Origin of the sequence: Paeniroseomonas aquatica, assembly GCF_030409335.1 — a bacterium.
Classification (GTDB): Bacteria; Pseudomonadota; Alphaproteobacteria; order Acetobacterales; family Acetobacteraceae; genus Belnapia; species Belnapia aquatica.
Map to the genome: position 1 here is coordinate 78,818 of NZ_JAUFPN010000204.1, position 21,992 is coordinate 100,809.

Sequence of the window (21,992 nt, forward strand, 5' to 3'; positions counted from 1 at the left end):
CCGCCCGGACCGCCCCGCGGACCGGTCGCGGCCGGGCGCTGACGCCGTGGACCTGCCGCCCGGCCTGAACGTGACCCTGCGTCCGCCCCCCGGCACCGCTCTCTCGCGCTTTCCCCGCATCGGCTTCCTGGTCGTCATCGTCTTCCTGGCGCTCGCCGCGGCCTATACCTCGGTCCTGATCCTGCAGCGGCAGCAGTCGCTGCGCTCGGTCTCGCGCTACAACGTCACCTGGCTCATCAGCCAGTCGGCGCTGGAGGTGGCGCGGCTGCAATCGGCCATCGCCAGCTACCGGCTGAAGCCCGACGAGGAAGGGCTGGAGACGGTCCAGCTCTGGCTGGACATCGTCGCCAACCGGTCGCAGCTGCTCGGCGGCGGCGAGGTCTGGCCCTTCATCCGCGCGGTGCCGGAGCGGGAGGCCACGGTGGCGCAGCTGCGGCGGGCCATCGCCACCGCGCAGCCGATGATCGAGCGGCTGGGCGAGCCGGCGGTGGCGGACCGCCTGCTGACCCTCCTGGGCGACCTCAATCCGCGGCTCACCCGGCTGGCCTCCGCCTCCTACAGTTCCGGCAACGACCTCATCACCGCCGACATCGAGCATCTGGCGCAGCTGCACTGGATCTTCTCGGGCGTGCTGATCACCCTGCTGCTCTGCTGCGCCGTGCTGATCGCCACGCTGATGGTGCATAACCGGCTGGTCCGGAACGCCAACCGGGAGGTCAATGCGCTGGTGCAGGACCTCACCCGCACCGGCCGCCAGCTGGCCACCGCCAAGGAGCAGGCGCAGGACGCGATGGGCGAGGTGCAGCAGCAGTACCGCGCCCTCCGGCTGCGCGACGCCGAGCTGAACGTGCAGAATGCCCGCTTCGACGCGGCGCTGAACAACATGTCCCAGGCGCTCTGCATGTTCAGCGCCGAGCGGCGGCTGATCGTCTGCAATACCCGCTTCATCGAGCTCTTCGGCCTGGACGAGGATTTCGGCGGCCCCGGGGCGACCATGGATTCGCTGTTTGCCGCCATGGTGGCGGGCGGGCGCTTCGAGGCGTCGGTGCTGGCCGCGGTGCGGCTGGCGCAGGAGGCGCTGCTGGCCGATGCCCGGCCGGGCACCTTCTTCCGCGAGGGAGCGGACGGGCGCGCCCTGGCGGTCTCGCACCAGCCGATGGCCGACGGCGGCTGGGTCGCCACCTACGAGGACATCACCGACCGGCGGCGGGTCGAGGCGCGCATCACCTTCATGGCGCACCACGACGTGCTGACCGGCCTGCCGAACCGCCTGCTGTTCCGCGAGCGGATGGACGAGGCGCTGGCGGTCCGCCGCAGCGGCGAGGACAGCTTGGCGCTGCTCTTCCTCGATCTCGACCACTTCAAGAACGTGAACGACACCCTGGGCCATCCGGTCGGCGACGCCCTGCTGCGGGAGGTCGCGCGCCGGCTGCGCGCCTGCGTGCGCGAGGGCGACCTGGTGGCGCGGCTCGGTGGCGACGAGTTCGCCATCCTGCAGGGGCCCACCCGCCAGCCGGAGGATGCCGCCGCCCTGGCCCAGCGGCTGGTCGAGGTGGTCTGCGCCCCCTACGAGCTCTCCGGCTACCGGGCCCTGGTCGGGGTCAGCATCGGCATCGCCCTGGCCGGCACCCGCGGCCAGGATCCGGCGACGGCGACCGACCAGGGCTTCGCCTCCTCGGTCGACCAGCTGCTGAAGAATGCCGACATGGCGCTGTACCGCGCCAAGGCCGCCGGCCGCCGCACCTGGCGGTTCTTCGAGCACAGCATGGAGGCCGAGCTGCAGGAGCGGCTGGCCATGGAGGCGGATCTGCGCGAGGCGCTGCCGCTGAACCAGCTCGAGGTCTGGTACCAGCCGATCTTCGGCCTGGCGGCCAACCGGCTCTCCGGCTTCGAGGCCCTGCTGCGCTGGCGCCACCCGACCCGCGGCATGGTCTCGCCCGGCATCTTCATCGAGATCATGGAGGAGATCGGGCTGATCGAGGTGGTCGGCCGCTGGGTGCTGGAGCAGGCGACGCGGGAGGCCAATACCTGGCCGGCGCCGCTGAAGGTGGCGGTGAACCTCTCGCCCCTGCAGTTCCGCGCCCCTGATGTCGCCGCGACCGTGCTGCAGGTGGTCCAGGCCTCCGGCCTGGCGCCGCAGCGGCTGGAACTCGAGATCACCGAATCGGCGCTGCTGCAGGCGGATGGCGGGGTGGCGGAGATCCTCGCGGCCTTCCGCAACACCGGCATCCGGACCTCGCTGGATGATTTCGGCACCCGCTATTCCTCGCTCAGCTACCTCCGTTCCTTCCCCTTCGACAAGATCAAGATCGACCAGTCCTTCGTGCGGGAGATGGCGACGCGGCACGACTGCCTCGCCATCGTCAACTCGGTGGCGCACCTCGCCAACCAGCTCGGCATGGCGACGACGGCCGAGGGGGTGGAGACCGCGGCGCAGCTGCATGCGGTGCGCGAGGCCGGCTGCACCGAGGCGCAGGGCTACTACTTCGGCCAGCCGGAGACGGCGAAGGAGCTGCGGCGGTGGTTCGAGGAGCCGAGCCGGGCGGCGCCCTTCCTGAAGATCGCCTGAGCCCCGGCCTGCCCATGCCCGGGATGCCGGCGGGAGCCGCCAAGCCGGGCTTCACCCTGCGGCGGCTCGGCGCCGCCGATGCCGCGGCCTTCCGCGACCTGCGCCTCCTCGGGCTGCGCCGCCACCCGGAGGCCTTCGGCGCCGCCTTCGAGGAGGAGGCGGGCAGGCCGCTCGCCTGGTTCGCCGGTCGCCTGGAGGTGCATGCGGTCTGGGGCGGCTGGCAGACCGGCGCAGGGCCCCTGGCCGGGGTGGTGGGGCTGCAGCTGAACGGCGTGGCCAAGGCGCGGCACAAGGGCGTGCTCTGGGGCATGCTCGTCCGCCCGGAGGCGCGCGGCGGCGGGCTTGCCACGGCGCTGGCGGGCGCGCTGCTGGAGCATGCGCGCAGCCACGTCGAGGAGGTCCGCCTCTCGGTCGGCGCCTCGAATCCGGCCGCGATCCGGCTTTATGCGCGGCTGGGCTTCAGCGCCTATGGCGTCGAGCCAAGGGCCCTGAAGCTCGGGGAGGCCTATTGCGACGAGGTGCTGATGGCCCTCCGGTTCTAGGGGCGGGGCCCGGTCAGCCGGCGAAGCCCAGGCGTTCCGCGATGCCCCCCGCCTGCGCCAGGGCGCCGAGCTTGGCCCAGGTGGCTTCCTCGATCTCGATGCCCTCGGCGCCGCGCTTGGTCTCCTGCCGGTGCTCGATCTCGCCGGGGTAGAGCACGCCCTGGCTGCCCTTGGCCGGGGGCGTGTCCTTCAGGTAGTGGGCGAAATCGGCGACCTCCTGGCGGAAGCTCAGCAGCGGGCGGAAGGCCTCGACCTTGATGGCGATGAGGAAGCAGCCGTCGTTGTGCCGCCCGCTCGGCTCCACCCCGAAGCCGAGGCCGGTCAGGATGCCGCAGAAGATCTCGCCCATGGCGGCCAGCGCGGTGCCCTTGTAGCCCTCGCCCGGGCCGCCGAGCGGCAGCAGGGCGCCGCCATTGATGCCCTTGGGGTCGGCGGTCAGATCGCCGTCCTTGTCCACCACCCAGCCGAGCGGGATCTCCTGGCCGCGCGCCTCGGCCAGCTTGATCTTGCCCATGGCGACGGCGGAGGTGGCGAAGTCCATGCAGAAGGGGCCGTCGAGATCGGAGGGCACCGCCATGGCCCAGGGGTTGGTGCCGAGCCGGGCGGTGCGGCCGCCGAAGGGGGCGACGCCCTTCGGGGACCGGCCGCTGTCGGCCCAGGCCATGCCGATCATCCCGGCGCGGGCGGCCATCAGCGGGTAGCTGGCGAGACGCCCGACATGGCCCTGGCGAAACACCGTGGTGGCGGCGATGTTGCTCGTCTCGGCCTTCTCGATGGTCAGCGCCATCGCGCGCTCGTTAATGACGTAGCCGAAGCCCCAATTGCCGTCGACAACGGTGGTGGTTGGCGATTCCTGCACGATGGTGAAGGGCGCGCCGGGGACGATGTGGCCGACCCGCACCCGCTCGATGTAGTTCGGCAGCATGATGACGCCGTGGCTGTCGTGGCCGGCGAGGTTGGCGGCGACGCAGTGGCGGGCGACCGTCGCCGCCTCCTCCTCCGGCACGCCATGGGCGACGAGCAGCGCCTGCCCGATCTCGCGGAGTTTCTCCGCCTGGATTGTCGGCATCGGTGTCTTCCCTTCAGCTCTTGCCGCGCGCGGCGACCGCGGCGCGGTAGTCGAGGATGCGTTGCTTCAGGCCCGGACGGGCGGCGGAGCGGACCAGGGCGGCGAGGTCGGCATCATCCTCGGCGCGGGAGGTCCGCTGGTGCAGGGCGGCGACAGTCGCCGGGTCCAGCCGGGCGGCGGCCTCGGCTGCGACGGCAATGGCGGCGGGGGTGTCCTCGGCCGCCATGGTGGCGGTGGCGAGGCCGGCGGCCAGCGCCGCCGCGGCCGGCACCTCGGCGCCGGCCAGCAGCGTGGCGCGCGCCCGGTCGCGGCCGACCAGGCTGGCCAGGCGGTTGGTGCCCAGCACCAGGCCGAAGGCGGGGCCGGGGAAGGCGAAGCTGGCGCCGGCGAGGGCGATGCGGTGGTCGCAGGCGGCGAACAGATCCGCCCCGGCGCCGAAGGTGCGGCCGCTGGCGATGGCCATGGTGGTGACCGGCGCGGCATGGATTCGCTGCAGCAGCGCCTCGATCCGCACCACCCGCAGCAGCAGGTCGCCGTCGGTCAGGCTCTCGAGGTCCGTCAGGTCGAAGCCGGTGCAGAAGTGCCTTCCCTCGCCACGGAGAACAATGAGGCGGGCGCCGGTGGCCAGCGCCTCGTCGAAGGCCTTGGTGAGCTGCTCGACCAGCTCCGGGCCAAGGGCATTGCCGCGGTCGGGGCGGTTCAGGCCGAGCGTTGCGACGCCATCGGTGCGGGACGTCAGGATCACAGCGGGATATCCACGTCGAGCATCGGCGCATGCTGCTGCGCGCCATAGACATCGGTGTCGCCGATGTCGCCGGCCGGCACCAGCCGCGGCAGCGTCGCCTTGAAGGCGCGGCCGGCGGGGTAGGGGGTGAACAGCACGTCGGCGGCCTCGACGCCATAGAGCCGGGCGAACAGCGCCGGGCAGAGCACGCCGCTGGCCCGCACCTGCTCGAACAGCGCGTCGCTCTCGAAGACCAAGTCCAGGGTCAGGTCGAAGGGGCCGGCGTTCTTGCTCTTGCAGACCTTGGCGATGTCGCGGATCAGGGCCATGGCAATCTCCTCAAGGATGACCGATCCAGCCCTTCGCGCCATGCGGCGCTACGGCCATCGGGCATTAGACCCTCTCATGCTCGATGGGGAACATCTCATAGGGGTCGTCCGGCAGGATCACGTGGGACATGCTGAAGCGGAAGACCTCCCCGGCCGAGAGGTCGGAGGGCGAGAAGGGGATGGCCATGTTGCCTTCCTTGCAGAGCCGGCCCGGGAAGTCGCTGTGCAGCATGCTGGTGCGGGTGAGCGCGACGACCGCCTGCGCCACCTCCTCCGACTGGCCCACCACGTCGAGCACGAAGCCCAGCTCGTGGCCGCGGATCTCCCGCACCGGCTCCCGCCCCGCCATGACGCCGTCCTTGCCATAGGTATGGATGGTCAGGCGGTACTCCTCCGGCGCGATGTCGAGGTCCTGCGCCTTGCCGCGCACCAGCTCCCGCACCAGGCCGAGGAAATGGTCGAGCTGGCCGATCAGCACCGGGTCGCGGGTGCCGCAGATGGCGAGCGCGCGGTGGCCGAGCTTCTCCGCCGCCTCGATCTTCACCGTATAGGCCTCGGCCGGCTCCCAGCGCATGCCGGTGACCAGCGTCGCCTTGTCGGAGACCGCCTCGAAGCGGCAGTCGCTGGTATCGAGCGTGCCGCCCGGCTCGACATGGCGGATCGGCGAGGCATTCTCATGCAGCGAATGATTGGCGACCGACATCGGCGTGCAGGCGCGGTCGCCCATGGGCTCGCAGATGACGCCGTCCTCGCGCACGATCACATGCAGGCAGTCCGGCCCCTTCGGCAGGGCCGGGGCGGCGCCGCATTCCAGCATCTTGCCGGCGTACCAGGCGGGGCCGGGCGGCAGCTGCGCCCGCATGGCATTGGCGGCGAAGGGGGCGGGGTCGCTGCTGCGGCCGCCGAGCACGACCTGGGCGCCCTGGTCGAGCGCCCGCATATAGGGCTCCGGCCCGCACATGCCGACGATGCGGGTGGCGCGCTCGACCGTCGCGGCATCGAGCGGGCCCATGCGGCCCAGCGGCTTGGTCCGGCCCTCGGCGATGCGGCGCCGGATCAGCGCCTTGTCCTGCTCGGCATGGATCAGCGCCAGGTTGAAGTGCAGGCCTTCGTCGCGGGCGATGTCGCGGACCATCTGCGCCACGATCCGCAGATGCGGCTCGCCGCCGGCGCCGCCGCAGGTGCCGATGACCATGGGCACCCGGTGGCGGATGGCGGCGATCAGCATCAGCCGCAGGTCGCGCTTCATCGCCCGCAGCGAGACGAAGGGCTTGCCGCTGCCGAGGTAGTAGGGCCCCGGGTCGCTGCTGCCGCCGTCGCAGCCGATCATGTCGACGCCGCGCTCGAGCGCGGCATTCAGGCTGGCTTCGGGATAGCCGTAGCCGAGGATGCCGCTGGTCGAGACCATCCGGAATTCGCGCATCTCCTGGCCCCCTACAGCCGCATCGTGGGGGCGCCACGCGCCACGGATTTCGGCAGGCCCAGGTTCTCCCGCAGCGTGGTCCCGGCGTAGTCCTGGTGGAAGACGCCGCGCCGCTGCAGCTCCGGCACCACGTAGCGGGAGAAGTCCTCGTAGGCGCCGGGGCGGTGGGTCGCGGCGACGACGAAGCCGTCGCAGCCCTCGCCCTGGTACCAGGCCTCCATCTCGTCGGCGACATCGGCCGCGGTGCCGCAGAAGACCGGCATCTCGTAGATGGTGCCGCGGCCGCTCTTCTCGATGAAGTGGCGCGGCGTCGGGTTGTTCGTGCCGGAGGCGGCGATGATGCGGTCGCGCAGCGCGTGCTGCCCGGTGATGCCGGCCATGTCGGCATCCGTCAGCGCGCCGTCGAGCCCGTGCTTCGAGAAGTCGAAGTTCAGGATCTCACCCAATAGGCAGAGCGCATCCTCCGGCTGCGCCAGGCTCGCCAAATAGGCTTCCTTCTCGCGGGCGATGGCCCGCGTCTCGCCGACCACGGCATAGATCGGCGGGGCGATGCGGACGCTGTCGGGGTCGCGGCCGGCCGCCGAGACGGCGCCTTTCAGCTCGGCATACTGCGCCTTGGCGATGGCGAGCGTCTTGTAGGAGGCGAAGACCAGCTCCCCCCATTTGGCCGCGAACAGCTTGCCGCGGCCGCTCTGCCCGGCCTGGATCATCACCGGCTGGCCCTGCGGCGAGCGCGGCACGGTGAAGGGGCCGCGGCTGGCGAAGTACTTCCCCTGGTAGTCCAGCCGGTGGACCTTGTTCGGGTCGGCGAAGGTGCCGCCGCGCCGGCGGTCGACCACCAGCGCGTCATCCTCCCAGCTCTGCCAGTGGCCGAGCACGCATTCGATGAACTCGTCGGCCCGGTCGTAGCGCTCGTCGTGGCCGGGGTGCTCGGTGCGGCCCATGTTGCGAGCCTCCGAGTCGTTCAGGCTGGTCACCACGTTCCAGGCGGCGCGGCCGCCGATCATCAGATCCAGCGTGGCGAAAGTGCGGGCGACGTGGAAGGGCTCGTAGTAGGTGGTCGAATAGGTGCCGCCGAGGCCGAGGTGCTTGGTCGCCAGCCCCATCGCCGTCAGCAGCGGGATCAAGTCCATCTTCACGCTGCGGATGCCGTATTCGACCGCCGGGCGGTGGTCGTTGCCGTAGATGTCGGGCATCGCCAGCCGGTCGTCGAAGAAGGCCAGGTGGAACTTGCCCTCCTCCAGCGTCCGGGCGATCCGCATGTAGTGCTCGGCGGTCAGGAAGTCCGGGATCGCCTCGGCATGGCGCCAGGAGCCGGGGTAGTTCGAGCAATTCTGCGCCTGGAGGAAGGCGACCAGGGTCATGTCGCGGCGCCGGCGGTCGGCCATGGGACTACTCCCGCGTGTCGATTATTGGGACGTTCGGGCCAGCATGCGACCGCCCCGGCCCGGCGGCCACCCCCAAATCGACCACGGAAAGCAAACATCTAGCTTCCTAGCTATTCGCCGGCGGTCTAGCCTTCCCCCATGCGGGACGGGTCGACGCTTGCCCATACCCAGTGGAGGATCGGCATCACCATCGCGCAGATCGCGCGGCGCTGGCGCGGTCGGCTGGATGCGAGGATCGCCGAATTCGGGCTGACCGAGGCGCGCTGGCTGGCGCTGCTCGCGCTGGCCCGTGGCGGCGACGGCATGACCCAGAAGGACCTGGCGCAGCGGCTGCTGATCGAGGGGCCGACCCTGGTCCGCACCCTCGACTGGCTGGAGCGGCAGGGGCTGGTGGAACGCCGGGAATCGACCCAGGACCGCCGTGCCAAGACCCTGCACCTGACGGTGCAGGCGACCCCCCTGATCCACCGGATCGAGGCGGCGGCGACCCTGGTGCGGGCCGAGATCCTGTGCGGCATCCCGGAGGATGAGCTGGCCGGTTGCCTGGCGGTGCTGGAGCGGGTGGCCATCGGCCTCGCGGCGACGCCGGCGGCGGAGGCCCCGGATGGACGTCGGCCCGAGTAGCGGCGCCCGGGCCGCGCTCAGGCCGCCGCTGCTGCGCCGGCTGCGGCCATTGGCGCTGGCGGCGGTGGTGCTGGCGCTGCTGGCCGGCGCGGGCTGGACCATCCACCGCTTCGTGACCCTGGTCTTCGTCGACGACGCCCGGGTGGCGGCGGACATGATCACCGTCTCCTCCCGCGTGCCGGGCTGGGTGGCGGAGGTGCGGGTCATCGCCGGCGACCAGGCGGCGGCCGGCAGCGTGCTGGTCCGCATCGACAGCCGCGAGCAGGCGCTGTTCCTGGCCGAGCTGGAGGCCCGGCTCGCCAGCCTCGACGCGCGGCGGCAGGAGCTCGAGGCGCGGGTCGCCATGGTCGACCTGCAGACCAGCAGCCAGCAGGCCGGGGCGCGGGCCAAGCTCGAGGTCTCCCGCGCGGCGCTGCCCTCGGCCGAGGCGGAGCGGATCTATGCCGAGGCCGAGTTCGGCCGGGCGATGCAGCTCATGAACAGCGGCAGCGGCACCCGCCAGCGCTACGACCAGGCGCGCAGCGGCCTCGATACCGCGCGGCAGAAGGTGCTGGGCGCCATCGCCGAGATCCAGAATGCCGAGGCGCAGATCGCCGCGGCGACGGCGGCGCGGGAGGAGCTGAACGTACTGCGCCGCCAGCTCGACGGGCTCGACCCGCAGGGGCGGGAGGTGGCGGCGCAGCGCGACCGGGTGGCGCTCGACATCCGCGACCGCACCATCCTGATGCCCTTCGACGGGGCGGTGGACCGGGTCTTCATCGACCCCGGGGAATACGTCGCGGCCGGGCAGCGGGTGCTGATGCTGCACGACCCGGCCCGGGTGCGGATCGAGGCCAACGTGCGGGAGACCGAGATCCGCCATTTCCGCCCCGGCACCCCGGTGCGCGTCGCGGTCGATGCCATCCCCGGCCGGGTCTTCGAGGCGGTGGTGGAGCGCGTCGCCGGGGCCGCCACCAGCGAATTCGCCCTGCTGCCGAGCCCGAACCCGAGCGGCAATTTCACCAAGATCACCCAGCGCCTGCCGGTCCGCATCGCACTGCGGCCGGCGCCGGAGCCCGGCCTGCTGCGGCCGGGGATGATGGTGCAGATCGAGGCTTCCGCGGGTGAGTGACGCCGCGGCACCGGCCCTCCCGCCGGTGCCGCGGCGGACGCTGGAGAGCCTCGGCGCCCGCTTCGGCCCCTCCTACCGCTGGCTGGTCACCGTCGCGGCGATGATCGGGACCATCGCCACCATCCTGTCCTCGACCATCGTCAACGTCGCGCTGCCCGACGTGATGGGCGCCTTCGGCATCGGCCAGGACGAGGCGCAGCTGCTCTCGACCGGCTTCCTCGCCGCCGTCACCGGCACCATGCTGCTCAATGCCTGGCTGGTCGACAGCTTCGGCTGCCGGGCGACCTATGCCGGCTCGGTCGCGCTCTTCCTGGTCGGCTCGGCGGTCTCGGGCCTGGCGCCGAACGAGGGGCTGCTGATCGCCGGCCGCATCCTGCAGGGCGCCTCGGCGGGGATGCTGCAGCCGCTGGCGATGCAGATCATCTTCCAGGTCTTCCCGCCGGAGAAGCGCGGCTCGGCCATGGGGATCTATGCCGTCGGCATCGTGCTGGCGCCGGCGCTGGGGCCGACCATCGGCGGGCTGATGGTCGACAACTACGGCTGGCGCAGCGTCTTCTTCCTGGCGGTGCCCTTCTCCCTCATCGGGCTGGCGATGGGCCTCGTCTTCATGCCGGACCGGGCGGGGGAGGGGCCGCGGCGGCGCTTCGACAGCCTCGGCTTCCTGCTGCTGATCCTGGCGCTGGCGGCGCTGCTCACCGGGCTGTCGAGCGGGCAGCAGCAGGGCTGGGGGTCGAAGCGGGTCGATATGGAACTCGGCATCGCGCTGCTGGCCGCGCTCGGCTTCCTGGCCTGGGAGTGGCGCTGCCCGGCGCCGCTGCTGAACCCGCGCATCTTCCTCCACCGCGGCTTCGCCGGGGCCTTCGCCGTCGCGCTGGTCTATGGCGCCTGCATCTTCGGCACCACCTACCTGCTGCCGCTGTTCGTGCAGACGGTGCAGGGCTATACCGCGACGCGCGCGGGCCTGGTGCTGATGCCGGCCGGGCTGATTCTGGTGGCGGTCTTCCCGATCGCCGGCCGGCTGGCCGACCGGGTGCCGGTCTGGCAGCCGATCGCCGCCGGGCTGCTGCTGTTCGCGCTGTCCTGCTGGCTGCTGCGCGGGGTGCATACCGACACCCCCTTCTGGACCCTGGCGCTCTGGATCCTGGTCGGCCGGGTCGGGCTGGGGCTGGCCATGCCCAGCATGAATGCCGGGGCGCTGCGAGCGCTGCCGCCGCGCTTCCTCGGCCAGGGGGCGGGGGGAATTAATTTCGCCCGGCAGTTCGGCGGAGCGCTCGGGGTGAACCTGCTGTCGATCTGGCTGGAGCGGCATGTCGAGCTGCATGCCCAGGCGCTGACCGCGACCCAGGACGGCGGCGGTGCGGCGACGCTCGACTACCTGCGGATGGTGCAGGGGATGCTGGCGCAGGAAGGCGTGCCGGCGACCGAGCTGCTCGCCGGCTCCTACGAGTATCTCGGCCGGGCGGTGCAGGCGCAGGCGGCGATGCTGGGCTTCCGCGACGGCTTCCTCGCGGTCGCCGTCGCCTGCCTGGTGGCGGTGCTGCCGGCGCTGGCGCTGCGGCGCGGCAGGTCGGCCGAGAGCCCGGCGCCAGGGACCCCGCTCAGGGCCGGCGCGGGGTGACCGCGACGACCGCTTCGTTGCGGCGGGCGGGCGGCAGGGTCCAGGGCGGGTCGTAGAACCAGTCGAAGGGCTCGCCGGCGGCCTGCCAGGGGCCGGTGGCCAGCGCCGCGAGCAAGGCGGCACGCTGCCTGGCCGCCGCCGCCGCGCCGGGGAGGCCGGCATAGCGCAGCACGGCGAGGGTTTCGGCCGGGACCTCGGCGATGGTGACGCGGGGGTCGTCGGGGATGGGCAGGGCTTCGCGGGTGAAGCGCGCCGGCATGTAGAAGCGGATGGTCCAGCCGTCGGCCGTGGCGGCGGCGGCGACCGGGGCGGTCATGGCGATGCGCTCGGGGGCCTGCGCCACCGGCGCGGTCATGGCGATGCGGGCCTGGCCGCGGTTGGCGCCGAAGATGTAGCCGGCAAGGCGGCGGAAGCCCTCGCGCCGGGCGGCCTCCTCGCTGTCGGCGGCGACCAGGGTCTCGGCGGCGAGGCGCGAGGCGTAGCGGCGGATCTCGAGCGGACCCTGCCGGTCCAGCACCTCGAAGCGCGGCTCCTCCGTCCCCGACCTCACGCCGATGACCGAGCAGGCGCCGAGCAGCAGGGCCGTGGCGGCGGAGAGCAGGCGAGGGAGCATGGGCCGGGGTCCTTCATCCCTGCAGCAGATGGGGAGGGATGCGGCGGCAGGGAGGGGCTACTCGACCCGCAGCGCGGCGCCCGCCGCCAGCGGCGCCAGCGGCAGCGCGCCGGCCAACAGGGCGCCGAGCAGCAGCAGGTAGGGCCGCGCCGGGAGGCCGGCGGCCGCGGCCTCGATCCCGGCGGCGCCGAAGATCACCGCCGGGATGGCCAGCGGCAGCACCAGCAGCGGCAGCAGCACGCCGCCGCGGCGGGCACCCAGCGTCAGCGCCGCGCCGGCGACACCCAGCAGCGACAGGAAGCCGGTGGCCAGGCCGAGCGCGGCCATGGCGGCCGGCCAGGCGCCGGGCGCCAGGTTCAGCATGGCGGCGGCGATGGGGGTCGCCAGCAGCAGCGGCAGCCCGGTGGTCAGCCAATGCGCCGCGGCCTTGGCCAGCGCCACGGCGGCAGGGCCGATGCCCGAGAGCAGCAGCTGGTCGAGGGTGCCGTCCTCGGCATCGGCACCGAACAGCCGGTCCAGCGGCAGCAGCGCCGCCAGCAGCGCCGAGGCCAGCAGGGCACCGGGGGCCAGCCGCGCCAGCGCCTCGGGCGCCGGGCCGATGCCGAAGGGAAACAGCGCCGCGACCAGCACGAAGAACATCACCGCGGCGAGCGAATCGGCGGGGTGGCGCAGCGCCAGCCGCAGCTCCCGCCCGAGCAGGGCCCGCCAGGCGCTCACAGCCGCAGCTCCCGCGCGCCGGGCAGGGGGAGGGGGAGGTGGGTGGCGGCCAGCACCATGCCGCCGGCGGCGCGGTGCCGCGCCAGCAGGGTGCCGAGCCGGGCGACCGAGGCGGCGTCGAGCCCGACGGTCGGCTCGTCCAGCAGCCAGAGCGCGGCCGGCGCCAGGGCCAGCCGGGCCAGGGCCAGCCGGCGCTTCTGGCCGGAGGAGAGGATGCGGGCCGGGAGCTCCGCCAGCGGGGCGAGGCCGAGCTCGGCCAGCGCCGCCTCCGGCGTGCCGCCCCAGAGCCGGGCGAAGAAGGCGAGGTTCTCCCGCGCCGTCAGCGCCAGCTTCAGCGAATCCTGGTGCGAGAGGTAGCGGAGCCGGGCGGCATGGCCGGCGCGGTCGGCCAGGGCATCCTCGCCGTCCCACAGCAGGCGCCCCTCGGCCGGAGTGAGCAGCCCGGCCAGCAGCCGCAGCAGGCTCGACTTGCCGGCGCCGTTGGCGCCGACCAGCAGCACCGCCTCCCCCAACCCCAGGGTGAAGGACAGGCCGGCGAAGATCGCCCGCTCGCCGCGGAGGCACGCCAGGTTGTCGGCTTCGAGCACGGCCAGTTGCGAACCTCTCTCATCTGGCCTTGACAAAGCCGCAGGCCATGGACCGGCATGCGGCAGCGTGGTTAAAACCGGCCTCTCCGCATCGCACCATAGCCGATGCCGACACCGGAAAAAGGGCCCCCGGACCATGCGCATGATCGGGCAGGACAGCCTGAAGACCCGCCGCACCCTCTCGGTCGACGGCAAGACCTACCACTACTTCAGCCTGCCCGAGGCGGCCAAGAGCATCGGCGACGTGACGCGCCTGCCCTACAGCCTCAAGGTGCTGCTGGAGAACGTGCTGCGCTTCGAGGATGGCCGCAGCTACACCGTGGACGACGCCAAGTCGATCGCCGGCTGGCTGCCCGCGGGCCATTCCGAGAAGGAGGTCCCCTTCCGCCCCTCGCGCATCCTGCTGCAGGACTTCACCGGCGTGCCGGCGGTGGTCGACCTGGCGGCGATGCGCGACGGCATCATCTCGCTCGGCGGCGATCCGCGGAAGGTCAACCCGCTGCTGCCGGTCGACCTCGTGATCGACCATTCGGTGATGGTGGACTACTCCGGCACCGCCGCCGCGCTGCAGAAGAACGTCGACGTCGAGTTCCAGCGCAATGGCGAGCGCTACGAGTTCCTCCGCTGGGGCCAGTCGGCCTTCGATAATTTCCGCGTCGTCCCGCCGGGCACCGGCATCTGCCACCAGGTGAACCTCGAGTACCTGGCGCAGGTGGTCTGGACCGCCCAGGACACCGGCGACACCTTCGTCTATCCCGACAGCTGCTACGGCACCGACAGCCACACCACCATGGTGAACGGCCTCGGCGTGCTGGGCTGGGGCGTCGGCGGCATCGAGGCCGAGGCGGCCATGCTCGGCCAGCCCATCGCCATGCTCATCCCCGACGTCATCGGCTTCAAGCTGACCGGCAAGCTGCGCGAGGGCGTCACCGCCACCGACCTGGTGCTGACCGTGACGCAGATGCTGCGCAAGAAGGGCGTGGTCGGCAAGTTCGTCGAGTTCTACGGCTCGGGCCTCGACGACCTGGCGCTGGCGGACCGCGCGACCATCGGCAACATGGCCCCGGAATACGGCGCGACCTGCGGCTTCTTCCCGGTGGACGCCATGACCATCGGCTACCTCAAGCTGTCCGGCCGCGACGAGCACCGCATCAAGCTGGTCGAGGATTACTGCCGCGCCCAGGGCATGTGGCGCGACGCCACCACCCCGGACCCGGTCTTCACCGACACGCTCGAGCTCGACATGGCGACGGTCGAGCCCTCGCTCGCCGGGCCGAAGCGGCCGCAGGACCGCGTGGCGCTGTCCAATGCCGCGCCGGCCTTCGCCAAGGACCTCGCCGCCGGGACCATGGGCGTGCCGGGCGACAAGGCCAGCCTGCGGGTGCCGGTGGAGGGGGCGAACTACGACCTCGGCCACGGCGACGTGGTGATCGCCGCCATCACCTCCTGCACCAACACCTCGAACCCCTACGTGATGCTGGCCGCCGGCCTGGTCGCGCAGAAGGCCGTCGCCCGCGGCCTCACCGTGAAGCCCTGGGTGAAGACCTCGCTGGCGCCCGGCTCGCAGGTGGTGACCGAGTATCTCGACAAGTCCGGGCTTTCCAAGGACCTCGACGCGCTCGGCTTCCAGACTGTCGGCTACGGCTGCACCACCTGCATCGGCAACTCCGGCCCGCTCGAGGATGCGATCGTCGACGCGATCGAGAACAACAAGCTGGTCGCCGCCTCGGTGCTGTCGGGCAACCGCAACTTCGAGGGCCGCGTGCATGCCAACGTGCGGGCGAACTACCTCGCCAGCCCGCCGCTGGTGGTCGCCTATGCGCTGGCCGGCAGCATCACCCTCGACATCACCAAGGAGCCGCTGGGCAATGGCTCGGACGGCAAGCCGGTGTACCTGAAGGACATCTGGCCGACGCAGAAGGAGGTGAACGACACCGTCCATGCCTGCGTCACCCGCGAGATGTTCCTCGACCGCTACGGCGATGTCTTCAAGGGGCCGGAGCAGTGGCAGGCCATCAAGGTCGATGCCGACAGCGACACCTACCGCTGGAACAGCGGCTCCACCTACGTGCAGAACCCGCCCTACTTCGAGGGCATGACCGCCGAGGTGAAGCCGGTCTCCTCGATCCATGGCGCCCGCGTCCTGGCCGAGCTGGCCGACAGCATCACCACCGACCACATCTCCCCGGCCGGCAACATCCGCAAGTCCAGCCCGGCCGGTGAATACCTGCTGGAACACCAGGTCCGCCAGGACGACTTCAACAGCTACGGCGCCCGCCGCGGCAACCACCAGGTCATGATGCGCGGCACCTTCGCCAATATCCGCATCAAGAACGAGATGGTGCCGGGCACCGAGGGCGGCGTCTCCAAGCACTACCCCTCGGGCGAGGTCGCGCCGATCTACGACGTGGCGATGAAGTACAAGGCCGAGGGCGTGCCGCTGGTGGTCTTCGGCGGCAAGGAATACGGCACCGGCTCGTCGCGCGACTGGGCGGCCAAGGGCACCTTCCTGCTGGGCGTGAAGGCGGTCATCGCCGAGAGCTTCGAGCGCATCCACCGCTCGAACCTGGTCGGCATGGGCGTGCTGCCGCTGGTCTTCATGAATGGCGAGGACCGCAAGTCGCTCGGCATCACCGGCGACGAGGTGGTCGACATCCTCGGGCTGGAATCGATCACCCCGCGGCAGACCCTGGACGTGGTGATCCACCGCGCCGACGGGACCGAGGTGCGGACCAAGGTGCTCAGCCGCATCGATACCGCCGACGAGGTCGAGTACTACAAGAACGGCGGCATCCTGCACTACGTGCTGCGCGGGATGGCGAAGGCGGCGTAAGCCGGCCTTCCTGCCGGGGTTACGGAAGGGCGCGGTCCGCAGGGGCCGCGCCCTTTTCCTTGCCCGGGTCCCGGCCTAGCCTCCGCCGGCGGGTGCCAAGATGCCCGCCGGAGGAAGACCCATGACCGACTTCAACACGCCGCGCCGGGCGCTGCTCGGCGCCGCCGGCGCCCTGCTCGCCGCGCCCGCCCTAGCCCAGGCGCAAGCGGCCGGCGCCGTGCCCTTCTCCACCGGCACCGACAGGCCGAAGCTGGCGGCGCCGCCCTTCGCCACCGACTGCCACTTCCACATCTACGACGACAAGTTCCCGCCGGCCCCGGGCGGCCTGCCGGCGCCCAACGCCTCGCCGGCCGATTACCGCAAGCTGCAGGCCCGCATCGGCACCACGCGGGGGGTGGTGGTGCAGCCCTCGCTCTATGGTACCGACAACCGGCCGACGCTGGAGGGCATGGCCGAGCTCGGCCCCAATTTCCGCGCCGTCGCGGTGGTGATCGACACGGTGACGGATGCCGAGTTGCAGCGCCTGCATGCAGCCGGCGTCCGTGGCATCCGCTTCAACCTCGTCCAGTCCGGGACGACGACGCCGGCCATGCTCGAGCCGCTGTCCCGCCGCATCGCACCGATGGGCTGGCATGTGCAATTGCACATGCTTGGCGACCAGATCGCCGAGGCCGGTGACATGCTGCAACGGCTGCCCAGCCGAGTGGTCTTCGATCATCGTGGGCGGCTGCCGCAACCAGCGGGCGTGAACCACCCCGCCTTTGCGGTCATGCGGCGCATGCTCGACAAGGGCAATACCTGGGTCAAGATCTCCGGGGCCTACATGGAATCCCCAGGTGGGCCGCCCGACTACCCCGAGAGCACCGCTGTCGCCAAAGCCTTCGTCGCCGCCAACCCGGAGCGCATGGTCTGGGGCAGCGACTGGCCGCACCCGACCGAGAAGCCGGACAACAAGCCGAATGACGCGGTGCTGTTCGACCTGCTGAGCAGCTGGGTGCCCGATGTGGCGAAGCGGAACCGGGTGCTGGTCGACAACCCGGCGGAGCTCTACGACTTCCCGCGGGCCTGAGAATTGGCGAAGGGGGCCTCGCGGCCCCCTTCGTTCAATAATGCGGCAGGATGGTTCAGTCCTGCGCGGCGGCGCCGAGCTCGGCGCGCAGCTCGTCCTCGAGGGTCACTTCCTCCTCGCGGACGAGCGCCTCACCACGGGCCTGGCGGTCGGCCTCCTCCTGGCTGCGGGCGACGTTCACGGTCACCATGATATGCACCTCCGGGTGCAGCTCGACGCGGGTCGGGTGCAGGCCGAGCGTCTTGATCGGCTGCTCCAGCAGGACCTGGGTGCGGCTGACGGTGAGCCCGCCGTCCTTGCAGAGGTCGGCGATGTCACGCGCCGAGACGCTGCCGTACAGGCCGCCGCTCTCGCCCGCCTGGCGGATGATGATGACCGAGAGCCCGGTGACCCGCTCGGCGATCCGCTCGGCTTCCTCGCGGCGCTTGATGTTCTGCGCCTCGAGCTGCACGCGCTGCTGCTCGAACTTCTCGAGGTTCGCCTTGTTGGCGCGGATGCCCTTGCCGAGCGGCAGCAGGAAGTTGCGGGCGTAGCCCGGCTTCACCTTCACCACCTCGCCCATCTGGCCAAGCTTCTCGACGCGCTGCATCAGGATGATGTCGATCATGGAATTCGTCTCTCGTCAGCTGTTGCGCGGCGCCGGGCGCCGCCGGAATTGGTCATAGAGGCCGAGGCCGACGAGGCCGGGACCCATCATTTGCAGGAAGAGCAGCAGCAGCATGTAGAACAGCGCCAGCATCGGCAGCCGCGCGCGGCTGCCCCGGAGCCGGGCATGCACGCCGCCGCACCCCTGCAGGAACAGCGGCACCAGCAGGATCAGCAGGCCCGACAGCGGCACCGCGTCACCACCCTCGGGCGAGGCCAGCAGCAGGCCGGCGGCAACCGCCGGCAGCAGCGGGTACCAGCGCGGCAGCCGCGCCGCCGTCCAGTCCGGTGCCGGCACCGCCAGCAGGCCGCGCCGGGCCAGGAAACGCTCGGCCGCCGCGGCATTGGCGAGCAGGGCGAGGCTGGACCAGAAGCCGATGGCCGCCGCCTTCACCCGCACCAGCTCCGCCACCATCGTCTCCGGCGCCGGCAGGCCGAGCCGGGCCAGGGCCAGCTCCACCGCGCGGCGCATGGCCGGCTCCAGCCCGCCATCGTCGGCGAGGAAGAGCGCGGCCAGCAGCAGCACGAAGCACGGCCAGAGCCCGAGCAGGGCCAGCGGCAGGTCCAGCGTCACCCCGCCGTGGCGGAAGGCCGCCAGCAGCAGCAGCGGCACCGGCAGCCCGAACAGCGCCAGGAAGACCAGCACCGGGGTGCCGCCGCCCACCACCGCCAGCAGCACCACCGCCAGCAGCGCGCCGCCGACCGCCACGGCCGGGCCGAGGGCCAGGCCGGCGGCGAACAGCGGGAAGGGCGCCATCCAGAACAGCATCGTGCCGCCCGGCAGGCCGCGGAAGGCCCACATGGCAGCGACCGTCGCGGCCAGCCCTGCGGCCGCCGCGGCGTTCAGCCCTGCGCTATTCCAACCCGATGGAGCTGTCGCCGACACCGTCGCCAAGCCTCACCTTCGGCCCTTGCCCCTAGTCGTTGATGACGTAGGGGAGCAGCGCCAGGAAACGGGCGCGCTTGATGGCATTGGCCAGCTCGCGCTGCTTCTTCGCGCTCACCGCGGTGATGCGGCTCGGCACGATCTTGCCGCGCTCGCTCAGGAAGCGGGACAGCAGGCGCACGTCCTTGTAGTCGATCTTCGGCGCGTTCGGGCCGGAGAAAGGGCAGGACTTGCGGCGGCGGTAGAACGGGCGGCGGGCGCCGACGGCCGGGCGGCGGGCCGCCGGGGACATGTCGGAGGGGGGCTGATAATCGGACATGGATTACTCCTCCCCGCCCATCGACGGGTCCATTTCGTCACGCGGGCGGGCGCGGAATTCCTCGCGCTCGTCGCCACGCTCGCGGCGGCCGCTGGTGAAGCGGCCGGGCGGGCGGGGGCCGCGGAAGCCGCGGTCACGCTCGCGCTCCTCGCCGCGGCGCGTCAGGATGGCCGAGGGGGCCTCCTCGATCGCCTCGATGCGGAGCGTCATCTCGCGGAGCACGTCCTCGTTGAGCCCGAGCTGGCGCTCGGCTTCCTGCATCGCGGCCGGGGTGCTGTCGATGCCGAGGAGCATGTAGTGCCCCTTGCGGTTCTTCTTGATGCGGTAGGCGAGACCGCGCAGGCCCCAGTATTCGCGCTTCTTGACCTCACCACCGGCCTCGGTGATGACGGTGGCGACCTGTTCGGCGATGGTTTCGACCTGCTGCTGGGTCACGTCGTTGCGTGCGATGAACACGCATTCATAGAGCGGCATGATAACTCCTTCCCTCTGGCTGTCTCAGCCCGAGGCCCAGGAGGCAGGATGCCGCCGGGCGCACATAGGCATAGCCGCGCGCGATGCCTTCCGCGGCGGCAGGGAGGGCGCCTTCAAGCACGCCAGGGGGGGCGAGCGCAAGCCCGCCCCGCGCCGCCGTCAGCTCCGCCGGACGTTCCAGAAGGTCGGGAAGCCCTTGGAGACGCCGGCGAGGGTGCTGCGGTAGGCGGTCGGCTGGATGTACTGGCCGAGCGGGATGCTGGGCACGTCCTGCATCGCCTGGACCTGCAGGTCGCGGCAGATGGCCTGCTGCGCCGGGACGTCCGGGGCATCGAACCAGGCGCTGCGCAGCGCCTCCAGCTTCGGGCTGACGCACCAGCCGGGCCAGGCGCCGGCGTCGTTGCCGTTGCCGCGGACGGCATAGTGGTTGGACGGGTCCATGTGGTCCACGCCCTCCCAGCCGGTGGCGAAGCAGGACCAGCCGCCCTGGTCGACCGGGCCGCGGTTGTTGCGGCGCTGCAGCATGGTGCCCCAGTCGGTCGCCACGAAATCGACGGTCATGCCGATGCGGCCCATCACGTCGGCGGCGACCTCGCCGATCGCCTTGAACTGGGCGTAGTCGGTGGCGACCAGCATGGTGGTCTTCTCGCCGGCATAGCCGGCCTCCTTCAGCATCCGCCGGACCTTGTCGAAGTCGCGCGGGCCCATGAGCGGCTCGAGCCCGGCCTCGCTGGCCATGGGCGTGTCGGGGCAGAAGACGCCGTGCGGGGTGCGGTACATCGCCGGGTCGTTGCCGACGATGGCCTGCATGAAGTCGGCCTGGCTGAAGGCATGCAGCATGGCGCGGCGGATGGCGGGGTTGTCGAAGGGCGGCTGCAGGTGGTTCAGCCGCATCATGTCGACGGAGCCGGTGGAATTCGTCACCTCGATGCGGATGCGGCGGTCGCGCCGCAGCGGCGGCAGCAGGTCGTGGGTCGGGTTCTCCCACCAGTCCTGCTCGCCGCGCTGGAGCGCCGCCTGCTTGGTCGCGGCATCGGGGATGGTGGTCCATTCCACCCGGTCGAAATGCACCAGCTTCGGCCCGGCGTTCCACTCCGGCGTGCCGTCCTGGCGCGGGACGTACTTCTCGAATTTCGCATAGACGTTGCGGGAGCCGGCGACGCGCTCATCCGCCACCCAGCGGAAGGGGCCGCTGCCGACCATCTCGGTGATCTGCCTGAAGGGGTCGGTATTGGCCAGCCGCTCCGGCATCATCGCCGGCATCGGCGAGGTCACCTTGCCCAGCGCGTCCGGCAGCAGCGGGAAGGGCTTGTTCAGGCGGAACAGGATGGTGCGGTCGTCGGGCGCCGAGAGCTCGTCGGTCGCCGTCATCAGCGCCCCGCCCAGCGCATCCCGCTTCGCCCAGCGCCGGATGCTGGCGACGCAGTCGCGCGCGGTCACCTTCTCGCCGTCGTGCCAGAGCAGGCCGGGGCGGAGCGTGAGGGTCCAGCGCCTGCCGTCCTCGGCCACCACATGGCCCTCGACCATCTGCGGCGAGGCCTTGAAACCGGCGTCCTGGCCATAGAGCGTGTCGAAGATCATGTGCCCATGGCCGCGGGTGACATAGGCCGTGGTCCAGTGCGGATCGAGGAAGGCGAGGTCGATCTGCGGGATGAATTTCAGCACCCGCGCCGCCTGGGCGCGGACCAGGCTAGGGCCGGCCAGGCTGGCGCCGAGGCCGAGCGCCGAGGCGGCGAGCAGGTTGCGGCGGTTCATGCTGCAGTCCGGTGCTTGGGCATGGCGATGCGTCCCTTGGTGCAAGGCGCGACCCGGCATTGTCTCCCTGGGCCGGAGGCTAGCACGCCCGGCAAAAGCGGCGTCAATCCGGACCCGGCCCGGTTCCGGATGACAAAGCCGACGGGCACGCCTATGCAACGGGCATCCCCGCTCTGGAACGGTGCCCGACCTTGTCACGCCAGCCTGTCCCCTTCCTTGGCCTGATCCTCTGCGGCCTGCTGGCCGGCTGCCGCGCGGATTACTCCCCCGATACCTACGCGACCCGCGCGGTGCAGCAGGCCAACAAGGTCGAGCAGGGCATGGTCGTCGGCCGCCGGGACGTGGCGGTGACGGCCGAGGGCAGCACCGGCGCGGCGGCCGGGGCCGCGGCGGGCGGCGTCATCGGGGCGCAGACCCCGGGCGGGGGCATCGGCGCGGCGCTGGGCGGCGTCGGCGGGGCGCTGGTCGGCGGCCTCATCGGCACCACGGCGGAACATGTGGCCGGCGATACCCGGGCCTTCGAATACGTCGTCCGCACCAGCAAGGACGAGCTGATCTCGGTGACCCAGCGGGACACCACCCCGCTGGTGGTGGGCCAGCGGGTGCTGGTCATCAGCGGCACCCAGGCGCGGATCGTGCCGGACTACACCACCCAGCCGCCGGCGACCCCGGCCGCCGCCGCGGCGGCCGCGGCCAC

20 protein-coding genes and 1 pseudogene are annotated in these 21,992 nt (G+C 71.8%); 8 read left to right on the plus strand and 13 right to left on the minus strand.

Annotated elements, in window-relative coordinates:
- Nucleotides 1-46: 46 nt before the first annotated feature.
- Complete coding sequence (locus tag QWZ14_RS27745) at nucleotides 47-2,569, plus strand: putative bifunctional diguanylate cyclase/phosphodiesterase (RefSeq protein ID WP_290320292.1); 2,523 nt, start codon at nucleotides 47-49, stop codon at nucleotides 2,567-2,569.
- A 14-nt stretch (nucleotides 2,570-2,583) separates the two neighbouring features.
- Nucleotides 2,584-3,111 carry a GNAT family N-acetyltransferase gene (locus QWZ14_RS27750; protein WP_290320293.1) on the plus strand — a complete coding sequence of 176 codons (528 nt, stop codon included), beginning with the start codon at nucleotides 2,584-2,586 and terminating at the stop codon, nucleotides 3,109-3,111.
- 13 nt (nucleotides 3,112-3,124) lie between these two features.
- Here QWZ14_RS27750 and QWZ14_RS27755 read toward each other — a convergent pair whose 3' ends face one another.
- The 5 genes from QWZ14_RS27755 to QWZ14_RS27775 form a co-directional block, all read right to left on the minus strand.
- The gene (locus QWZ14_RS27755; RefSeq protein WP_290320294.1) at nucleotides 3,125-4,180 is read right to left on the minus strand and encodes an Ldh family oxidoreductase; all 1,056 of its coding nucleotides are present in this window, start codon (nucleotides 4,178-4,180) and stop codon (nucleotides 3,125-3,127) included.
- A 13-nt stretch (nucleotides 4,181-4,193) separates the two neighbouring features.
- A complete protein-coding gene (locus QWZ14_RS27760; protein ID WP_290320296.1) occupies nucleotides 4,194-4,925 on the minus strand; it encodes an enoyl-CoA hydratase/isomerase family protein in 732 nt (243 codons plus the stop codon).
- Nucleotides 4,922-5,233 carry a DUF4387 domain-containing protein gene (locus tag QWZ14_RS27765; protein WP_290320297.1) on the minus strand — a complete coding sequence of 104 codons (312 nt, stop codon included), beginning with the start codon at nucleotides 5,231-5,233 and terminating at the stop codon, nucleotides 4,922-4,924. The genes QWZ14_RS27760 and QWZ14_RS27765 overlap by 4 nt, the downstream gene beginning before the upstream one ends.
- Nucleotides 5,234-5,297: 64 nt before the next feature.
- On the minus strand, nucleotides 5,298-6,656 hold the full coding sequence (locus tag QWZ14_RS27770; RefSeq protein ID WP_290320298.1) for an acyclic terpene utilization AtuA family protein: 1,359 nt from the start codon (nucleotides 6,654-6,656) through the stop codon (nucleotides 5,298-5,300).
- A gap of 11 nt (nucleotides 6,657-6,667) precedes the next feature.
- Nucleotides 6,668-8,044: an LLM class flavin-dependent oxidoreductase gene (locus tag QWZ14_RS27775; RefSeq protein WP_290320299.1), complete on the minus strand. Its 1,377-nt coding sequence runs from the start codon at nucleotides 8,042-8,044 to the stop codon at nucleotides 6,668-6,670.
- Nucleotides 8,045-8,182: 138 nt separating this feature from the next.
- Here QWZ14_RS27775 and QWZ14_RS27780 point away from each other — a divergent pair, with 138 nt between their 5' ends.
- Genes QWZ14_RS27780 through QWZ14_RS27790 form a run of 3 tightly spaced genes read left to right on the plus strand, consistent with a single transcriptional unit; the run spans nucleotide 8,183 to nucleotide 11,397 of the window.
- Nucleotides 8,183-8,668 carry a MarR family transcriptional regulator gene (locus tag QWZ14_RS27780; RefSeq protein WP_290320300.1) on the plus strand — a complete coding sequence of 162 codons (486 nt, stop codon included), beginning with the start codon at nucleotides 8,183-8,185 and terminating at the stop codon, nucleotides 8,666-8,668.
- Complete coding sequence (locus QWZ14_RS27785) at nucleotides 8,649-9,779, plus strand: HlyD family secretion protein (protein WP_290320301.1); 1,131 nt, start codon at nucleotides 8,649-8,651, stop codon at nucleotides 9,777-9,779. The genes QWZ14_RS27780 and QWZ14_RS27785 overlap by 20 nt, the downstream gene beginning before the upstream one ends.
- Nucleotides 9,772-11,397, plus strand: a complete 1,626-nt coding sequence (locus QWZ14_RS27790) for an MDR family MFS transporter (RefSeq protein WP_290320302.1) — start codon at nucleotides 9,772-9,774, stop codon at nucleotides 11,395-11,397. Before QWZ14_RS27785 ends, QWZ14_RS27790 begins: the two co-directional genes overlap by 8 nt.
- On the opposite strand, the gene QWZ14_RS27795 is transcribed toward QWZ14_RS27790, so the two are convergent.
- Genes QWZ14_RS27795 through ccmA form a run of 3 tightly spaced genes read right to left on the minus strand, consistent with a single transcriptional unit; the run spans nucleotide 11,378 to nucleotide 13,314 of the window.
- Nucleotides 11,378-12,010 carry an SOUL family heme-binding protein gene (locus QWZ14_RS27795; RefSeq protein WP_290320303.1) on the minus strand — a complete coding sequence of 211 codons (633 nt, stop codon included), beginning with the start codon at nucleotides 12,008-12,010 and terminating at the stop codon, nucleotides 11,378-11,380. The two genes, QWZ14_RS27790 and QWZ14_RS27795, sit on opposite strands and share 20 nt — an antisense overlap.
- Before the next feature lie 57 nt (nucleotides 12,011-12,067).
- Complete coding sequence (gene ccmB, locus QWZ14_RS27800; RefSeq protein ID WP_290320304.1) at nucleotides 12,068-12,727, minus strand: heme exporter protein CcmB; 660 nt, start codon at nucleotides 12,725-12,727, stop codon at nucleotides 12,068-12,070.
- A complete protein-coding gene (ccmA, locus tag QWZ14_RS27805; protein WP_290320305.1) occupies nucleotides 12,724-13,314 on the minus strand; it encodes a heme ABC exporter ATP-binding protein CcmA in 591 nt (196 codons plus the stop codon). Before ccmA ends, ccmB begins: the two co-directional genes overlap by 4 nt.
- Nucleotides 13,315-13,450: 136 nt before the next feature.
- Here ccmA and acnA point away from each other — a divergent pair, with 136 nt between their 5' ends.
- Both acnA and QWZ14_RS27815 read left to right on the plus strand, forming a co-directional pair.
- Nucleotides 13,451-16,147, plus strand: a complete 2,697-nt coding sequence (gene acnA, locus QWZ14_RS27810; protein WP_290320306.1) for an aconitate hydratase AcnA — start codon at nucleotides 13,451-13,453, stop codon at nucleotides 16,145-16,147.
- A gap of 121 nt (nucleotides 16,148-16,268) precedes the next feature.
- A complete protein-coding gene (locus QWZ14_RS27815; RefSeq protein WP_290320307.1) occupies nucleotides 16,269-17,216 on the plus strand; it encodes an amidohydrolase family protein in 948 nt (315 codons plus the stop codon).
- A gap of 55 nt (nucleotides 17,217-17,271) precedes the next feature.
- Here the strand turns inward: QWZ14_RS27815 and rplI are convergent, their stop codons facing one another.
- The 5 genes from rplI to QWZ14_RS27840 all read right to left on the minus strand — a co-directional run bounded on the left by rplI (nucleotide 17,272) and on the right by QWZ14_RS27840 (nucleotide 21,295).
- Nucleotides 17,272-17,823 (minus strand): 50S ribosomal protein L9, encoded by a 552-nt coding sequence (gene rplI / locus QWZ14_RS27820; RefSeq protein WP_290320308.1) that lies wholly within the window; start codon nucleotides 17,821-17,823, stop codon nucleotides 17,272-17,274.
- Between the two features lie 15 nt (nucleotides 17,824-17,838).
- Nucleotides 17,839-18,663 (minus strand): hypothetical protein, encoded by an 825-nt coding sequence (locus QWZ14_RS27825; RefSeq protein ID WP_290320309.1) that lies wholly within the window; start codon nucleotides 18,661-18,663, stop codon nucleotides 17,839-17,841.
- A gap of 115 nt (nucleotides 18,664-18,778) precedes the next feature.
- Complete coding sequence (gene rpsR, locus QWZ14_RS27830) at nucleotides 18,779-19,066, minus strand: 30S ribosomal protein S18 (protein WP_290320310.1); 288 nt, start codon at nucleotides 19,064-19,066, stop codon at nucleotides 18,779-18,781.
- Between the two features lie 3 nt (nucleotides 19,067-19,069).
- Nucleotides 19,070-19,540, minus strand: coding sequence for a 30S ribosomal protein S6 (gene rpsF / locus QWZ14_RS27835; RefSeq protein ID WP_290320311.1), 471 nt, complete (start codon nucleotides 19,538-19,540; stop codon nucleotides 19,070-19,072).
- Between the two features lie 159 nt (nucleotides 19,541-19,699).
- Nucleotides 19,700-21,295 carry an ABC transporter substrate-binding protein gene (locus QWZ14_RS27840; RefSeq protein ID WP_290320312.1) on the minus strand — a complete coding sequence of 532 codons (1,596 nt, stop codon included), beginning with the start codon at nucleotides 21,293-21,295 and terminating at the stop codon, nucleotides 19,700-19,702.
- 191 nt (nucleotides 21,296-21,486) lie between these two features.
- Between QWZ14_RS27840 and QWZ14_RS27845 the strand changes: the two are divergent.
- A pseudogene (locus QWZ14_RS27845) lies at nucleotides 21,487-21,992 on the plus strand (hypothetical protein); the annotation flags it as partial.

What these genes read in the sequence shown, in the direction of transcription:
- QWZ14_RS27750 (WP_290320293.1), top strand. Translation starts at nt 2,584, where the DNA reads ATGCCCGGGATGCCGGCGGGAGCCGCCAAGCCGGGCTTCACCCTGCGG.
- QWZ14_RS27755 (WP_290320294.1), bottom strand. Translation starts at nt 4,180, where the DNA reads ATGCCGACAATCCAGGCGGAGAAACTCCGCGAGATCGGGCAGGCGCTG.
- QWZ14_RS27765 (WP_290320297.1), bottom strand. Translation starts at nt 5,233, where the DNA reads ATGGCCCTGATCCGCGACATCGCCAAGGTCTGCAAGAGCAAGAACGCC.
- QWZ14_RS27770 (WP_290320298.1), bottom strand. Translation starts at nt 6,656, where the DNA reads ATGCGCGAATTCCGGATGGTCTCGACCAGCGGCATCCTCGGCTACGGC.
- QWZ14_RS27775 (WP_290320299.1), bottom strand. Translation starts at nt 8,044, where the DNA reads ATGGCCGACCGCCGGCGCCGCGACATGACCCTGGTCGCCTTCCTCCAG.
- QWZ14_RS27780 (WP_290320300.1), top strand. Translation starts at nt 8,183, where the DNA reads ATGCGGGACGGGTCGACGCTTGCCCATACCCAGTGGAGGATCGGCATC.
- QWZ14_RS27785 (WP_290320301.1), top strand. Translation starts at nt 8,649, where the DNA reads ATGGACGTCGGCCCGAGTAGCGGCGCCCGGGCCGCGCTCAGGCCGCCG.
- QWZ14_RS27795 (WP_290320303.1), bottom strand. Translation starts at nt 12,010, where the DNA reads ATGCTCCCTCGCCTGCTCTCCGCCGCCACGGCCCTGCTGCTCGGCGCC.
- acnA (WP_290320306.1), top strand. Translation starts at nt 13,451, where the DNA reads ATGCGCATGATCGGGCAGGACAGCCTGAAGACCCGCCGCACCCTCTCG.
- QWZ14_RS27815 (WP_290320307.1), top strand. Translation starts at nt 16,269, where the DNA reads ATGACCGACTTCAACACGCCGCGCCGGGCGCTGCTCGGCGCCGCCGGC.
- rplI (WP_290320308.1), bottom strand. Translation starts at nt 17,823, where the DNA reads ATGATCGACATCATCCTGATGCAGCGCGTCGAGAAGCTTGGCCAGATG.
- QWZ14_RS27825 (WP_290320309.1), bottom strand. Translation starts at nt 18,663, where the DNA reads ATGTGGGCCTTCCGCGGCCTGCCGGGCGGCACGATGCTGTTCTGGATG.
- rpsR (WP_290320310.1), bottom strand. Translation starts at nt 19,066, where the DNA reads ATGTCCGATTATCAGCCCCCCTCCGACATGTCCCCGGCGGCCCGCCGC.
- rpsF (WP_290320311.1), bottom strand. Translation starts at nt 19,540, where the DNA reads ATGCCGCTCTATGAATGCGTGTTCATCGCACGCAACGACGTGACCCAG.
- QWZ14_RS27840 (WP_290320312.1), bottom strand. Translation starts at nt 21,295, where the DNA reads ATGAACCGCCGCAACCTGCTCGCCGCCTCGGCGCTCGGCCTCGGCGCC.